This window comes from Sphingomonas sp. (genome assembly GCF_051962185.1).
Classification (GTDB): domain Bacteria; phylum Pseudomonadota; class Alphaproteobacteria; order Sphingomonadales; family Sphingomonadaceae; genus Sphingomonas.
Genome location: NZ_JBQCCN010000300.1, coordinates 1 through 15848, shown reverse-complemented (window position 1 = coordinate 15848; position 15848 = coordinate 1). Strand labels below are relative to the sequence as shown.

Sequence of the window (15848 nt, the reverse complement as noted above, 5' to 3'; positions counted from 1 at the left end):
ATTGGCGGCGGGCAGGGGCCGATCGACGCGTCGCTCAACCCTGACTGCCCGCTGCTCATGTTCACGACCCCGGAAACGTGACCCGACTCTCAAACGAGTTGGTCAAATGATGTTTCCGAAATAGCCCACGATTTGACGATTTGTCAAATAGCCGCGACAGCCGCGGAGACGCTATCCGATCATCATCAGGGAATTGATGGATCGGATTGTCATCGGGTCGGATGCACTCGTCCGGCAAAGGCTTTCAGCGGGCGCTGTCAGATCAAATGCACCGTCCGTTAGGAGGCTGGCGCTAGGCGCGATGCCGAGCGTACAGCTTTCGAGGATTACAATTTTTAACTCTCCACAAAGTGGGGAGCGGCTCACGGCGCGCTCATCTTTTCTGATAGCCAAGTTTCAGCGGATACGCGGCAGGGCGGCCTGTCATTGCGTCCGACATTGCTGCACACAGGGAGCAGATAGAAGACACATCTCGCCTGTCTGATTCCTGCTCGCCCGCGGCGCTTATCGAGGCCTATCGAGCAATATGTGATAACGATACGTCGTGCATGCGCCCGATCGACCACGAAGCGGAAGAACAGGAGCTGCTTGACCGATTGGTGCTGCTCATGGCGCGACCTTCAATGTCGGTGAGGGGCGGATCACGCTGCACATCAAAGCTTCAGACTTAACAGTGTAATATAGGCCGGCGCGTCGACGGGGAGGTGGACGGCAAGGGCACCACAGCGACCTGTCTGTCCGTTGCGGCGCCGACGCCGGCCCGTCAGCGGATCTTGCCAGGGACACTCTCACAAGCTGTTAGTCCGCACACGACCAATTTTAGGTCGATTTTGACTACGCGTCGTCGGCCCGGCGCGTGTTCCGATATTGATCATGTACCGTGGGTTCGATAGAGAAGCACGGTGCCGAACTGAGTATGCAAGTGTTGGTTTTTAGGCCAGAAAGTTGACGTGGTATCTTTCGTGGTACTTCGGAAAGCGGGACGAAAAATGATGGCGTTTTCTCAAGTAGTTATTGCTTGAGTTCGAATCCCACCCTCTCCGCCACTTAGTCTGCCAAATGAGAGATCGCCGGCGCATGACTGCGGAAACTGCCGCACTTCCGCGCGCTTTGGCCACTCATTCCGTACTCCAGAGAACCACTTCCTTGGCCGGAGGGCCAAATCTCCCGTCATTCTCTGCGGCAGCCGGGGCCAGTACGGAATTGCGCCACCGCGCTATTTTCGGTGCAATCCTGTTATCGCAAAATTCGCCAGCCGACAGCGACGGCCTAGCGCGCTGATTGGCGTCGAATCCGGCGGTTTTCCGGGCTTTCCCGCCCCTCGCCGCGCTCCGCGACGCACGACATTAACAGGCGCGATGCAGGATGGGATCAGGCTCCATGCAGGTCGTGCAACGCCTTCAATTCAGGCGGCATCAGGTGATCATCAGGGAAAACGCCAGGAGAACGCGTGTCAGGCGGGCCACAGGCCTTCAAAGCGACCTCGATCTGAATTGCCGCCTATATCCAGATTATCATGGGATGCGGTGGTCGGCCATGCCGCGCGCTGGTTCCTGCGCCATTTCGATGCGGAGATCTCCCATGGTTCCCGAATTCCGTGATCGCCGCGAGGCGGGCCGACGCCTCGCGAGGGCATTTGCTTCCGTTGAAGGCGAGCCTGGTCCTGGCGGACGCCGCGCAGGGTGAGATGACGACGCTGCGCCGGATCGCCCGAAACGCCGACGCTCCCGTTGTGGTCGCGCGCGGTGACGTGGAGCGGGCGCTCGATTGCCTTGGGCCGGCACCGTCATCCAAGCACTCGCGCCGGCTGCCAGCCCGCCGCCCGCTGCGCCTGCCGCTCGCCGCCTGATCCGGTTGCGGCCGGAGCGGGGGACATGCGTATCAATGCGGATGGCGACCGGATCCGGCCGCTCGTACTCCAGCCGAATGACGATCCGTGCGCGTAGGAAGAGAGTGATCGCCGTTGCATTCGCGGGCGGCCAACGGCGGCATACCCATGCGTCGCGGACTTCGCGATCCTCATGCGCCGGGGCGAGGGAGCTTGTCCGATGACGGAGACGATCAACCCGGTGATCGCAAGCCAAGTCGTGATCGTCGAAGACGACGACGCCTTGCGGCGTTCCCTGCAATTGCTGCTCACCGGCCTGGGTTACGAGGTTCTCGCCTTTTCCCGGCCCAAGGCGGCAATGGCCTCACCGGCGGCGGCAGGCGCATCGCGGCTGGTGATCGACTATATCCTCCCGCAAAGCGACGGCATCGAGACCCTGCGCATTCTTCGCGCCCGCGGCTGGCAGGGTCGAGCTGTTCTGATTACCGCGCTTCATTCGCCCCAATTGCGTCGCTTCGCGTTGAACGCAGGCTTTGCAGCCGTGCTCGCCAAGCCGTTTCGCTCTGAAGAGTTGATCAGGGCATTAGCGATCTCGTCCTGCCAAATCGGGGAGGCGTCCGCCAGAGCTCCATGCTAAGTCCTTTTGGCGGAACCCAATATATGTTACTGGTTTTTTGATTGTCGGTGAGCCGCGCGAGGTATCGCGCGGAGGCTCCCCGCCTTTCGGGAGGGGCGTACTTGAACTCTCGGCTATCGTTCCCAATCGATCGGATCTGGATCGGTTATGGCATGGCGATCATCGCCGTAGCCGTCGCGGCGCTCACGCGCTTTGCCTTCGAACCGTGGCTCAATGGACGGGGCTATTTCCTGTTCTTCACGGTCGCGATCCTCTCCGCGGCGGTTTTTGCCGGACGTGGACCCGCCATCCTCGCGGCCGTTCTCACAGTCGGAGCGGTCCATGCGTTGGGATGGTCGACCGATGGTTTCTGGTCGGTGGAACTGCTCGCTTTCGCGATCACCGCGGCCCTCGTCATCTGGATCGCCGGCTATGTCACTTCGCTCCGCCGCCGGTCGGAGGACAGCGAGCAACGGGCCGACCGCCGCGCTAGGCGCGCGGACGACCTGGCGGAAGAGCTGAACCTGCTGATCGACGGCGCCTCCGGATATGCCATCTACATGCTCGACCCCGATGGCCGCGTGACGATCTGGAACAAGGCCGCCGAGCGCCTGAAGGGCTGGAGCGAAAACGAGGTGATCGGGCGCCGTTTCACCCTGTTCTATCCCGAAACGGCGATCGCCGAGGGCAAGCCTGACCACGATCTCGCGAGAGCGCGCCACGAAGGGCGGTTCGAGGAGGAGGACTGGCGGCTGCGCAAGAATGGATCGGAATTCCTCGCCCACGTCACCATGACCGCGCTTCATGACAAGGACGGCACGCTCAAGGGATTCGGCAAGGTGATCCGCGACGTGACCGACCAGCGCGCGGCTGAGCGCAAGCTCAGCGCCGGGGCCTCGCATCTGCGCTCGATCCTTTCCGCCGTGCCGGACGCGATGATCGTGATCAACGAGGCTGGCGAAATCCTATCGTTCAGCCATGCCGCTGAGCAGTTGTTCGGCTACGCGGAGAGCGAGATCGTCCGCTCCAACGTCAGCCGTTTGATGCCCACGCCCGACCGGGAACGCCATGACGGCTATCTGCGCCGCTACCTCGAGACCGGCGAGAACGGATCATCGGCATGGGCCGCACGGTGACGGGCCTCAAGCGCGATGGATCGGTCTTTCCCATGGAACTCGCCGTGGGCGAAGCCCTCTCCGAAGGCGAGCGCGTCTTCACCGGGTTCGTTCGCGACCTCACGCAGAAGCATGCGGCCGACCAGCGCATCGAGCAATTGCGCTCCGATCTCGTCCATGCCGCGCGAGTCAGCGCGATGGGTACGATGGCCTCGACGCTTGCGCATGAGCTCAACCAGCCGATCACCGCCGTCGCCAATTTCGTCAGCGGCGTGCGCAATCTCCTCGAGGAGAACAATCCGGAAGATCGCGCGATGATCGATGAGGGGCTAGCCGAGGCCTATGAGGAAGCGCTTCGTGCAGGCGGCATCGTCCGGCGGCTGCGCGAATTCGTCGCCCGGGGCGAGGTCGAAAAGAGCGCCGAGGATCTCCACGACCTGGTCGATGGCGCGTCGAAGCTGGCGCTGATTGGCGCCCGTGAAAAGAGCGTGGACGCGGAATTCCAACTCGACCCGGCAGTGCGCGAGATCCTGGTCGACAAGATCCAGATCCAGCAAGTGCTCATCAACCTGATGCGCAATGCGATCGAGGCGATGAGCCAAGCTACGACCCGCCGGCTGACGGTGTCGAGCCATCCCGAAGACGGCGGCTTCGTGCGCCTGACGGTTGCCGACACAGGGCCGGGTGTGGCGCCCGAAATAGCCGAGAACCTATTCCGCGCCTTTAACAGCACGAAGAGCAGCGGACTTGGCCTGGGCCTGTCGATCTGCCGTACGATCGTCGAGGCCAATGGCGGGCGCATCTGGATGGAGCCGAACCCGGGCGGCGGGGCCTGTTTTCATTTCACCCTGGCCCGCGCCGATGTGGAGTTGCTCGAATAACCGACCGCCCCCTGGTGCACGTAGTCGACGACGAGGAAAGCGTCCGCCGCGCGACGAGTTTCTTCCTCAAGACGTCGGGCTACGCGGTGCGCACTTGGGCCTCCGGGACGGCCTTTCTGAAGGAAGTGCGCCATGTCGAAACCGGCTGCATCCTGCTCGACGTCCGCATGCCCGAGATGGATGGGCTCGAAGTCCAGCAGCAGCTGAGCGAGCGTGGCGTGACCATGCCGGTCATCGTGCTGACCGGCCACGGCGACATCGCGGTCGCGGTCAAGGCAATGAAGGCGGGAGCGGTGAATTTCCTGGAGAAGCCGTTCGAGACCCGCGCGCTGGCGGAGGCGATCGCACGGGCGTTCGAGCGGCTGGCCTCGTCGAACGATATCGTGGCGCGCGCGGCCGAGGCCGATGTCGTGCTCGGCGTCTTGAACAGTCGCGAGCGCGACGTCCTGCAAGGACTCGCTCAGGGTTATCCCAACAAGACGATCGCCTACGATCTCGGAATCTCGCCGCGCACGGTCGAGGTGCATCGCGCCAACATCATGGCCAAGCTCAAGGCACGCAGCCTTTCCGAGGTGTTGCGGATCGCTTTTGCCGGTGGGCTGGGCGAAGGCCGGCCGTAAACCCGCTAGTGCTCTGAGCCTCACCGACCTCGGTGCTGTCGGCGATACGCGCAGCACCTGCGCGATCGCGTTCGGCCAGCGCCATGCCCTTCAGTATTTCCACAGCGGCTAGATAGACGATCACTAGCAGCGCGATAGCGGCGAGGATGATCGCGCCGGGCGCCTCGAACCCCAGGAGCGCCGCGAACGGCAGATAGGGCAGGGCGATCGCAAGGCCCAGGCATGCCAGGGCCGACAGCGTCAGGACGGGATGGGGCCGGTCTCGCCAGAAGCGGCAGCGCGTGCGGATGACGAAGACGACCAGGATTTGCGTTGCCATCGACTCGATAAACCAGGCCGCCCGGAAAGTGCCGACATCGGCGTCGAACAGCTTGGTCAGGGCGACGAACGTCGCGATGTCGAACAACGAGGACAACGGCCCCATGATCAGCGTGAACCGGACCAGCGCCGCCATGTCCCAACCGCGCGGGCGCGCGACGTCCGAGGCGTCGGCGTGGTCGAACGGGATCCCGACCTGCGGCACATCGGAGAGCATATTGTTGAGCAGCACCTGGACCGCTGTCAGTGGCAGGAAGGGCAGCACGACGGACGCCAGCGCCATGGTCAGCATGTTGCCGAAATTGGAGCTGGTCCCCATCCGGATATATTTCATGATGTTGGCGCAGGTCCGTCGTCCCTCTGCCATGCCATCGGCGAGAACGTTGAGGTCGGAGTCGAGGCATTGCCGGAAATCACCATGCCGCGTGCATGTTCCCACGATCTGCAGCTGGCTGGAGATTGCGTCCCGAATTGCTCATAGGCGCGTTCACGATGTTCAGGAATTCGCCCCGCAAGCTCGCTCTGGTCGTCGGTCTGGGCCTCATGGCGGCGGCCGCGACTGCAGTCTGGCTGCTGGCGACGCTTGGCTGGTTCACGCCGCCGCCGACGAAATTCGGCTGGCCGGCGACGATGACGGCCGTCGCCGGCGATGGCGTCCGGGGCCATGTCGACGGCGCGGCGAACCGGGCCCGTTTCGGCGATCCGTTCGCTTTGGCGATGGATGGTCGCGGGAGCCTCTATGTGGCCGATGCCGGCGATCCGGGCCGAATTCGCAAGATCGCCCCCGACGGTACCGTCACGACCTTGCCAGGATGGTTCGACACGCCGTCCGGCCTCGCGCTCGACCGCGCGGGCAACCTCTTCGTCGCGGACACCGGCGGCAATGCCGTTCGCAAAATAAGCCCGGCGGGGATCGTGACGACAATCGCCGGAGACGGCACCGCCGGCTATCGCGACGGCCCAGCGGCGCAGGCGCGCTTCGACGGTCCGATCGGCATCGCCGCCGACGATCAGGGCGATATCTATGTCGCCGACAGCTACAATGACCGCATCCGCGTGATCTCGCCGGATGGCCAGGTCCGGACTCTCGCCGGCGCCGGCGCACCAGGCTTCGCGGACGGCAAGGGTGTCGGTGCGGCGTTCGACACGCCGACCGCGATCGCGCTCGACCGGCACGGCCGGATATTGGTGGCGGACAGCGGCAACGATGCGCTCCGCAACGTGGAGCGAGACGGTCGCGTCTCGACGCTGGCCCGAACCGATCCGAACGACGGCGCCGGTCTGCTGCAGGGCTTGGTGGGCGTGGCGGCCAGCTGGGACGGATACGTCTACCTGTCCTGCTATCGGCGTGGGCGGATCGTCGAGATGTCGCCGGCGGGTGCACTGCGCGTGCTCGCGGGGCCCGGGTCGACGATCGACGGCAATGCCGCGCTGCCGCTGGCCGGTCCGGCCGGGCTCGCGCTCGACTCCTCCGGTGCGCTCTACGTCGCCGACGCTTCGGCCTATGCCGTCCGCAAGCTCTCGCCGCGCACGCCGGGCACGCCGCCGGCCGTCGCGGCCATTCCCGAAGCCGCGCTACCGGCCCTGGTCCATGCGCCGATCGTGCCCTGGCCGGTCGAGCCGCAGTTCGGCTGGCATGAAGTGGTGGGAGACATGGGGGAAGTGCGCGGCAATTATCAGGGAGAAGCCCGCGACCATCTCCACGCCGGTCTCGACATCAGCGCCCCCGTAGGAGCGACGGTATTCGCGTCCGCCGACGAGACCGTGCGCGATCCGCTGCCCGACTGGGATGTCGAGGGCCTGAGCGAAGGCCTGCGCATCGACCAGTTGACGTATATTCACATGCGCGTCGGGCGTACCGCGACGGGCCAGCCGCTCGATTCCGCGCGGTTCCAGATACTGCGCGACGCGCAAGGCCTTGTCACGAGAGTCCGGGTCAGGCGCGGCACCCGCTTCCGCGTCGGCGACCCGCTCGGCACGATCAACCGCATGGCGCACGTTCATCTCGAACTCGGCGCGCCCCGCGAGAAGGTCAACGCGCTGCTGCTCGACTTCCCGGGCTTCGGCGATCACGTCGCGCCGCATATCGACCAGGTCTATGTGCTGGGGGGCGACGGCCAACGTCTGACCGCGATGGAGAAGGGGCGATTGCTCGTTCCCGCCGGTGGGGGCGTCGTCAGCCTCGTCGCCGACGCGTGGGATCAGGTCGACAACAACGCGGCGCGCCGGCGCCTCGGTCTCTACCGGATCGGCTTTCAAATCCTGAAGGCGGACGGCAGGCCCGCGCCGGGTTTCGAGCGGCCGCGGATCACGATGGAATTCGATCGCATGCCGACGTCCGCCGATGCCGCGAAGATCATCTACGCGCCCTCGAGCGGCGACACGGTCCATAGCGACCAGCAAACGAAGTTCCTCTATGTCGTCACCAACGTCCTGCGCCATGGACGGGCGGAGCCTGGCGGCTGGAATCCGGCGGACCTCCCGCCTGGCGATTATACGATCCGCATCCATGCCGCTGACCGAGCCGGGAATGTCGCTTCGGCTGGGCGGGATCTCCTCGTCACGCTTCGTTGAGTCAGGGTGGGTTGGTGGCCGTGGCCGCGTTACGCGCGGCGCGGCCCGAAAAGGAGCGGCGATGCGACCTCCCGGTCATCCATCCCGATGGACGGGCAGGCCCAGACGAAGCGCCGACATCGCCGCGCCGCCGCGCCGCGCGGTGTCACGGCGGCCGAGGCCTTGGCCGTTGACAGTTGCGGGATAGGGTTCTCCATAAGGCCCTCCAACCCGAAGGGGCGCCCGCCCCGGTGGCGCCCGTATCATGGGGGATGTGATGGTCGACCCAATTCTCCCCCCGGCGGGGCAATATCTCCGTGAAGAAGCGGTGCGCGGAGGCATGGACTTGCTGTTCTTCATCAATACCCGGCATCTCAAACGCGCCGATGCGAAGCTGGCTGAACTCGGGCTGGGGCGAGCGCACCATCGCGGCTTGTATTTCGTCGCGCGCAACCCGGGATTGACGGTGTCCCGCCTTCTGGAACTGCTGAGCGTCACGAAGCAGTCGCTCGGACGCATCAGCAAGGATCTCACGACCAGAGGGTTGCTCGAGGTGAGGGTAGGGGATCGCGATCGCCGGACGCGCTTGATGCAATTGACCACCGAAGGCGCGGCGCTCGAGCGAGACCTGTTTCAGGAACTCCATGACAATGTCGCGCGCGCCTATGGGGAATGCGGATCGGAAGCCGTGACGGGATTTTGGTTGTTCGCCCAAAGCCTCATCGGCGAGGAAGGCCGCGCACAATTCAGACGGATGCAAATCGGCGGCGTTTGACGGGCGGCCACCGCCTGTTGCCACAGCCCGCTTCCGTGGATCGACTCTATCGACATATTCGGCCGGCACTCTTGCGGAGCGGCCTCGTGCGGCACTCGCGGGTTGCCCGATCGCGTCTGCGGCCATCCCGGACGCATGCCGCATGGTTCGCCCGGCAATTGCGACGGCGCCGGTTCGGGGGACGAACGCGGCGGAATGGGACGCCGCTTGAGCTGGCGGACTTCGTCGCGACCGACAGGCGCCGACGCGCGTTGGCTCTCCGGCATGAATTTCTTGCAGCAACGGGCGGCGGAGAACGCAATCGACACCGCGGACAGACGGCGTATTGGGGCAGCGCGATAGAATATGTTGCTTCCTCCCCTTCGTTTCGATCCGTTGCGCTTTCTTCGGCCCCGCCGGCGCGGGATCGCCTCGGTCAATGCCGAGGTGCGCGACGGCATCGTGCCGGCCGCCGACGCGCTCGCGCAAACCAGCGATGTCCAGGGCGGCACGGCCGTCAGCGGCAATTACCGCACCGTCGCGCTGATCATCGCCTGCGCGATGTTCATGGAAAATCTCGACGCGACCGTACTGGCGACCGCCTTGCCGACCATGGCGCGCGATTTCGGCGTCCGGGCGCCCGAGCTCAGCATCGCGCTGACCGCTTATCTCCTCGCGCTGGCGGTGTTCATCCCGGCATCGGGCACGGCCGCCGACCGGTTCGGCGCCAAACAGGTGTTCAGGGCCGCGATCGGCCTGTTTCTGGCCGGATCGCTCGCCTGCGGACTGGCGCCCAATTTGACGATCCTGGTGGTGGCACGATTCGTCCAGGGGATCGGCGGGGCGATGATGCTGCCGGTCGGACGGCTGGTGTTGTTGCGATCGGTCGCCAAGCGCGACATGGTGTCGGCGATGTCGTGGCTGATCATGCCGGCGCTGATCGGCCCGATCATCGGCCCCCCGGTGGGCGGCTTCATCGTCACCTATTTCGACTGGCGCTGGATCTTCTGGCTGAACCTGCCGATCGGCATCGTCGGCATTTTCCTCGTCGGGCGCTTCATCGCCGATATCCGCGAGCCATCGGTGCACCGGTTCGATCGCACCGGCTTCGTCCTGTCGGCGGTCGCGCTCGGCTGCCTGTTGTTCGGGTTCGAAATGTCGAGCCGATCGGGCACCGGGGCGCTCGCGGCGGTCCTGGTCGTCATCGGCGCGGCGAGCGGTGGCCTCTATCTCGGCCACGCGGCGCGGACGGAGCATCCGATTCTCGACGTTTCGCTGATGCGAATCCCGACTTTTCGCCTGTCCGTGCTTGGCGGATCGCTGACGCGCATCACGCAAGGCGCGCAGCCATTCTTGCTGCCGCTGATGATGCAGCTCGGTTTCGGCCTGTCCGCGGCGCAGAGCGGGGCGATGACCCTGGCGACGGCGATCGGTTCGTTCGGGATGAAGGGCGTCGCGCCGCGCCTGCTGCGGCGGTTCGGCTTTCGCTCGAGCCTGATCTGCCTGGGCGTGCTGGGGGCGGGCAGCTATGCCTTGTGCGGGCTGTTCCGTCCGGGCTGGCCGCTCGCGGCGGTGTTCGCGGTGATGCTGGTCTCCGGTTTCCTGATGTCGTTCCAGTTCACTGCTTACAACACCATCGCCTATGACGAGATCGCCAAGGATCGAATGAGCGTCGCCACCAGCTTCTATTCGACCTTCCAGCAGCTGATGCTGTCACTGGGCATCTGCACCGGAGCCACGGCGCTCCACGTGTCGATGGCCTTGCGCGGCGACGCCAGGCCCGGCTTCGCGGATTTTTCCGCCGCCTTCTGGACCGTTACGGCGATCTCTCTGCTGTCGGTACTGGTCAATGCCCGGTTCGATCGTGACGCCGGTGCGGAAATCAGCGGGCGCGGAACACCGCGCCGCCAGCCCGAGCCTTCGACCCGCGGCCACGCAGCCGGCTGAAGGCGAGCGCGCGAACGCCGCTACCTCGCCTTCGAACCGGCCTATCTCGTCACGCTGCTTGCGCGCGCCCGCGACATCATCACCGCTGCCTCGCGCATGCTCTGCGCCGAGCGACACCACTCGGGCGGATGAGCCGGCGCCATGGGATCGGCCCCGGCGGATTTCGCGGTGACGATCAGCGCCCCCTCCGGCCGACCGGTACGGCCCCGGGCGAGATCTCGAATGGTCAGGCAGCGCGTCGCAGCATCCCGAACAGATCGCGCGGATCGTCGGGGTCTGCCAAGATGTCGATCTGCTGGAAAAAATCCGTCCCCTCCAATTTCTGGTAGATGTAGCGTAGCGCGGAGAAATCCTCGGTCGCGAAGCCGACGCTGTCGAACAGGGTGATCTGGCGTGTATCGCGACGCCCTTGCGCGTCGCCGGTCAGCACGCGCCAGAACTCGGTGACGGGATAGCGCGCGTCCATCTGCTGGATTTCGCCCTCGATCCGCGTTTGCGGCTCGAACTCGACGAACGTGTCGGCGCGCGCCAAAATGTCCCGGTGCAATTCGGTCTTGCCCGGGCAGTCCCCGCCGATCGCGTTGATGTGGATTCCGGCGCCGACCATATTGTCGGTCAGGATCGTCGCATAAGCCTTGTCGGCGGTGCAGGTGGTGATGATTTGCGCACCCTCGATCGCCTCCTGCGAATTGGCGCAGGAAACGACCCGCAGGCCCGAGTCTTCGAGGTTATGGGCTGCCTTTTCGGTCGCCTTGGGATCGATGTCGTAAAGGCGGACTTCCTCGATGCCGACCACCGCCTTCATCGCCAGCGCCTGGAATTCGGCCTGGGCGCCATTGCCGATCATCGCCATCACCTTGGCGTTGCGGGGCGCCAGGTGGCGGGCCGCCATCGCCGAAGTGGCGGCGGTACGCAGCGCGGTCAGTAACGTCATCTCGGTCAGCATCAGCGGATAGCCGGTGTCGACCCGCGCGAGCAGCCCGAAGGCCGCGACCGTCTGGAACCCCTTCGACATGTTGCTAGGGTGCCCGTTCACATATTTGAAGCTGAACGCCTCTCCGTCGGAGGTCGGCATCAGCTCGATCACGCCCTGGTCCGAATGCGACGCGAGGCGAGGCGTCTTTTCGAACGACTCCCAGCGCCGGTAATCGGCTTCGATCGCGTCGGTCAGTTCGCGCAGAAGGGTCTCGATGCCGGCGTGATGGACCAGGCGCATCATGTTCTCGACGCTGACGAAGGGGATATAGGCGAGCTGCGAGGGGGCGGGCGGCATGGCTGATCCTTTGCGCTGGCGGGCTGCCGCGAGCCTAGAAGCGTGTTCTGTCGAGCGAAATCGCAATCCAGCTTTAAAAATCTTCCGAAATTGGTAGATTTTGACAATCTGGTTGTCCGTTTCGCCAATCAGCTAAGCGATGGGATGCGTCATGGATGTCGCCAAATACATGCCCGACGATCTCGACCGTCGCATCATTTCCCATTTGCGGGCCGATGGCCGGGCATCGCTCGCGAAGATCGCCGACGCGCTCGGGGTCGCCCGGGGAACGATCCAAAACCGGCTCGATCGCTTACTGGATACCGGCGCCTTGCTCGGCTTCACCGTTCGCGTGCGCGAGGATTATGACGACCTGACCGTACGCGCGATCATGCTGATCGAGGTGACCGGCAAGTCGACGACGCAGGTGATCCGCAAATTGCGCGGCATCTCCGAGATCCGCACGTTGCATACGACCAACGGGAGTTGGGATCTGGTTGCCGACATCAACGCGCAGAGCCTGTCCGATTTCGACCGCGTCCTTCGCGAAGTGCGGATGATCGACGGCGTCGCGAACAGCGAAACCAGCTTGCTGCTGAGCACCGTCTAGGAAGACGTCGCGCAAGGCGCGGCGGTGAACATTTGCCGGCATCGTCCCGCAGCACCCCTTCCACGCGCTCACAACTCTCCGGGCATCCGTTGCGCGACAGGCGCGCGCGAACGACGGCCTCGACGTCCGCGATCGACAGATCGTCGGGAGTCCGGACGACCGCGTAGACGCGGTCGCCGTAAGCGGGGCACGACGGGCCAGCACGAGGGCGCGTCTCCGATCGGGGTCGCGCTCAGACTGCCAGCTCGGCGACGTCGCCCGCCGACCGCAACTCGACCGTCCGCACCATCACCAGCTGACGCATCTTCTCGGCGACGATCGCCGCGCGTTGCCTGTCGATGTCCGCCACTTGCACCCTGACGCGCAGCGTTCGCCGGGTGTCGATCGCCTCGACACGCTCGACCATGCGATCCTGCTGCGCGAACAAGCCGAGCAAGCGGCAGAGGACATGCGGGCATCGGTCACTGGTGACGACGAACACCGCGGCCCGCGTGGGTGGCGCTCGTCGCGCGTCGCATGCGGCCATGGCGTGCGTCACCGTCACGCGGCCAACGACGTCGGGCGCTTCCCGGCGATCAGCGACTGTGCGAGCGAATCGGCTGCTTCATTAGGCGCCATTCCCCCCCCGTCCGCGTGGTCGAGCACCTCGGCCAAGCGCAGGCCGATACCTTCGACGCGTTTGCGCGCTTCCGCTAGGCTCCAGCCGAAATGCTCGGCGGCGACGCTGACGATGCCGCCCGCGTTGACGACATAGTCCGGGCAATAGAGCACGCCGCGCGCCGCGAGGTCGACGCCTTGCTGCGGCATGGCGAGCTGGTTGTTGGCCGCGCCGCACACCACGGTCGCGCGCAGGCGCTTGACCGCAGCCATGTCGAGTACCGCGCCGAGCGCGCAAGGCGCGAACACGTCGGCCTCCGCCGCGAGCAATTTGTGCGACGTCACGACCTCGGCGCCGAACAAGGCGGCTGCCCTGGCGGCGACGGCCGCGCGCGGCTCGGCGACGATCAGGCGGGCGCCGGCGCGATGGAGCAACTCGCACAGCGCGAACCCGACATGGCCAAGCCCCTGTACGGCGACCGTCACCCCCTGGAGGTCGGTGCCGAGACGCCGCCTGACCGCTACCTGCATCGCGCGACACACGCCGAGCGCGGTCCAGGGCGAAGGGTCACCGCCCGGCGCGCCGAGCTTGTTCGGCAAGCCGGCGACATGGCGCGTGGTCTCGGCGACGGTCAGCATGTCCTCGACCGATGTCCCGACATCCTCCGCGGTGACATAGCGTCCGTTGAGCGAGGCGACGGCGCGCCCGAACGCACGGAACAAGGCCTGGCGATCGAACGCGCCGGCCGGTTGGCAGATGACCGCCTTGCCGCCGCCGAACGGCAGGCCGGCCAGGGCGTTCTTGTAGCTCATGCCCTCGGCAAGGCGCAGGGCGTCGCGCGCGGCCTCGCGGTCGTTCTCGTAGCGCCAGACGCGGCACCCGCCCGCCGCCGGCCCGAGCGCGGTCGAATGAAGCACGATCACGCCACGCAGACCGCTCTCGGGATCGTCGAGCGGGATCATCTCCTCGGGTGGATGTGGCTGCGGTGCGCGGTCGAAAGGCATGACTTGGTCCCCGGTGATTGGTGCGCGCATTGTATCGCCGCCAGTCGGAAGAATCTGACCCCATCTTGTCCGCTCGTCGCTTGTTCTGGTAAAAACTGACCCGGAATCGACCGAAACGGGGAGAATTGTGCTGGATACCCTCGACAGCTACGAACGAAAAATCCTGCGACTCCTGCAAGAGGATTCGTCGCTTTCGACGGCGGCGGTGGCGGAAGCGGTCGGCTTGTCGGCCTCGCCTTGCTGGCGCCGGATCGACCGGCTCGAGCGGGAAGGATTCATCAAGCGCCGGGTGGCGATCGTCGAGCGCCGCAAGATCGGGCTCAATGCCCAGATCTTCGCGCAAGTGAAGCTGAACGCGCATGGGCGCGCCAATCTCGACGAATTCGCCGCGGCGATCCGCGATTTTCCCGAAGTCCTCGAATGCCATGTGCTGATGGGATCGGTCGACTTCATGCTCCGCGTCGTCGCCGCCGATATCGAAGCCTATGAACGCTTCTTCTTCGAGAAGCTGTCGCGGCTGTCGGGCGTGCAGGAAATCAACTCGACGGTGGCGCTCTCCGAAATCAAGTCGACGACCGCACTACCGGTCTGAGCGCGACCCTGGTGCCTCAGCTCGCCATCGGTGGCGTGAAGAACGGCTCCTTCGCCATGTCGCGCGCAACGCGCTCGGCCTGGTCCATGACGCGCAGGACGTTGCCGCCGGCCAGTTTGGCGACGTCGGCATCGCTCCAGCCGCGGCGCAGCAATTCGGCGAGCAAGGCGGGATAGGTGGCGACGCTCGACAGGCCTTCGGGAAGCTGGTTGCCGACGCCGTCGAAATCGCTGCCCAGCCCGACGTGATCCACGCCGGCGACCTTGGCGATATAGTCGATGTGATCCGCTACCTGGGCCAAGGTGACCCGCGGTGCCGGATGCCCCTTCAGCCAGGCGGCATAGGCCGCGGCCGCCTTGTCGGGCTCGCCGACGAACAGGCCGTCATAAGGCGGCGCGTTGAGCCGGGTCTTTTCCGCCGCCGCCTCGGCCGCCCAGACGCGATAGGCTTCGGAGATGTAGGGCTCGGCGAAATTGACCATCACCACGCCGCCGTTCGCGGCGAGCCGCTTGAGGATATCGTCGGAGACGTTGCGCGTGTGGCCGTCGATGCCGCGTGCACTCGAATGCGAGAAGATCACCGGCGCCTTGCTGACCGCCAGCGCGTCGCGCATCGTCGCCTCGCTGACATGGCTGAGGTCGACCAGCATGCCGAGCCGGTTAAGCTCGTGCACGACATCCTTGCCGAACGGTGTCAGCCCGTTGTGCTGGGGATTGTCGGTCGCCGAATCGGCCCAGGCAATCGTCTTGACGTGAGTCAGCGTGAGGTACGAGGCGCCAAGCTCGCGATAGGCGCGCAGCACCGACATATTGCCGTCGATCTGGCCGCCGCCCTCGACCCCGATCATGCTGGCGATCCGGCCTTGCGCATGGATGCGGCGGACGTCGGCCGCGGTGCGCGCCAGCTCGAAGGTGCCGGGATAGCGCGCGATGATCGACTTGACCCAATCGATCTGCTCGAGCGTCTCCTCGACCTGGACCAGCCCGGGCTTGTCGGCATCGACGAACACCGACCAGAATTGGCCGCCGACCATGCCGGCGTGGAGCCGGGTGATGTCGGTATTGTAGGGCGCGGGGAGATTGGTGAGGTCGAGCGTCCAGCGCCTGTCGCCGGCCTCGTCGCGTGCGGTCTCGGCCCAGTCGTTATGCCCGTCGATCAGC

General features: G+C 65.4%; 13 protein-coding genes and 1 pseudogene. 9 read left to right on the top strand and 5 right to left on the bottom strand.

Translation table 11 applies throughout. The features are described from left to right. Positions 1-1636 precede the first annotated feature (1636 nt). The 4 genes and pseudogenes from ACTHJR_RS18385 to ACTHJR_RS18370 all read left to right on the top strand — a co-directional run bounded on the left by ACTHJR_RS18385 (position 1637) and on the right by ACTHJR_RS18370 (position 5060). Positions 1637-1849, top strand: a complete 213-nt coding sequence (locus ACTHJR_RS18385; RefSeq protein WP_440524853.1) for a hypothetical protein — start codon at positions 1637-1639, stop codon at positions 1847-1849. Positions 1850-2048: 199 nt separating this feature from the next. After that, complete coding sequence (locus ACTHJR_RS18380) at positions 2049-2465, top strand: response regulator (protein WP_440524851.1); 417 nt, start codon at positions 2049-2051, stop codon at positions 2463-2465. Positions 2466-2617: 152 nt separating this feature from the next. Beyond that, a pseudogene (locus ACTHJR_RS18375) lies at positions 2618-4440 on the top strand (PAS domain S-box protein). Continuing rightward, positions 4437-5060: a response regulator transcription factor gene (locus ACTHJR_RS18370; RefSeq protein WP_440524856.1), complete on the top strand. Its 624-nt coding sequence runs from the start codon at positions 4437-4439 to the stop codon at positions 5058-5060. The pseudogene ACTHJR_RS18375 and the gene ACTHJR_RS18370 overlap by 4 nt, the downstream one beginning before the upstream one ends. Here ACTHJR_RS18370 and ACTHJR_RS18365 read toward each other — a convergent pair. Then, positions 4990-5712: a cation transporting ATPase C-terminal domain-containing protein gene (locus tag ACTHJR_RS18365; RefSeq protein ID WP_440524849.1), complete on the bottom strand. Its 723-nt coding sequence runs from the start codon at positions 5710-5712 to the stop codon at positions 4990-4992. The genes ACTHJR_RS18370 and ACTHJR_RS18365 overlap by 71 nt on opposite strands. A gap of 158 nt (positions 5713-5870) precedes the next feature. On the opposite strand from ACTHJR_RS18365, the gene ACTHJR_RS18360 reads away from it, so the two are divergent. From ACTHJR_RS18360 to ACTHJR_RS18350, 3 genes are all read left to right on the top strand, one after another. Beyond that, positions 5871-7952 carry a hypothetical protein gene (locus ACTHJR_RS18360; protein ID WP_440524847.1) on the top strand — a complete coding sequence of 694 codons (2082 nt, stop codon included), beginning with the start codon at positions 5871-5873 and terminating at the stop codon, positions 7950-7952. 244 nt (positions 7953-8196) lie between these two features. Then, entirely contained in the window at positions 8197-8706 is a 510-nt protein-coding gene (locus ACTHJR_RS18355) for a MarR family winged helix-turn-helix transcriptional regulator (RefSeq protein WP_440524845.1), read from the top strand. Between the two features lie 375 nt (positions 8707-9081). After that, complete coding sequence (locus ACTHJR_RS18350; RefSeq protein ID WP_440524843.1) at positions 9082-10632, top strand: DHA2 family efflux MFS transporter permease subunit; 1551 nt, start codon at positions 9082-9084, stop codon at positions 10630-10632. A 226-nt stretch (positions 10633-10858) separates the two neighbouring features. Here ACTHJR_RS18350 and ACTHJR_RS18345 read toward each other — a convergent pair whose 3' ends face one another. Continuing rightward, entirely contained in the window at positions 10859-11905 is a 1047-nt protein-coding gene (locus tag ACTHJR_RS18345) for an ornithine cyclodeaminase (protein ID WP_440524841.1), read from the bottom strand. Between the two features lie 151 nt (positions 11906-12056). Between ACTHJR_RS18345 and ACTHJR_RS18340 the strand changes: the two genes are divergently transcribed. Next, positions 12057-12494: an Lrp/AsnC family transcriptional regulator gene (locus ACTHJR_RS18340; protein ID WP_440524839.1), complete on the top strand. Its 438-nt coding sequence runs from the start codon at positions 12057-12059 to the stop codon at positions 12492-12494. Between the two features lie 232 nt (positions 12495-12726). On the opposite strand, the gene ACTHJR_RS18335 is transcribed toward ACTHJR_RS18340, so the two are convergent. Together ACTHJR_RS18335 and ACTHJR_RS18330 are read right to left on the bottom strand one after the other, a co-directional pair. After that, positions 12727-13020 (bottom strand): hypothetical protein, encoded by a 294-nt coding sequence (locus tag ACTHJR_RS18335; protein ID WP_440524838.1) that lies wholly within the window; start codon positions 13018-13020, stop codon positions 12727-12729. A gap of 14 nt (positions 13021-13034) precedes the next feature. Further along, complete coding sequence (locus tag ACTHJR_RS18330) at positions 13035-14096, bottom strand: Glu/Leu/Phe/Val dehydrogenase dimerization domain-containing protein (RefSeq protein WP_440524836.1); 1062 nt, start codon at positions 14094-14096, stop codon at positions 13035-13037. Between the two features lie 130 nt (positions 14097-14226). Between ACTHJR_RS18330 and ACTHJR_RS18325 the strand changes: the two genes are divergently transcribed. Continuing rightward, positions 14227-14688 carry an Lrp/AsnC family transcriptional regulator gene (locus tag ACTHJR_RS18325; protein ID WP_440524854.1) on the top strand — a complete coding sequence of 154 codons (462 nt, stop codon included), beginning with the start codon at positions 14227-14229 and terminating at the stop codon, positions 14686-14688. 16 nt (positions 14689-14704) lie between these two features. Here ACTHJR_RS18325 and ACTHJR_RS18320 read toward each other — a convergent pair. Then, positions 14705-15848: dipeptidase (locus ACTHJR_RS18320; RefSeq protein WP_440524834.1), on the bottom strand; the 1144-nt coding region annotated here is incomplete at its 5' end.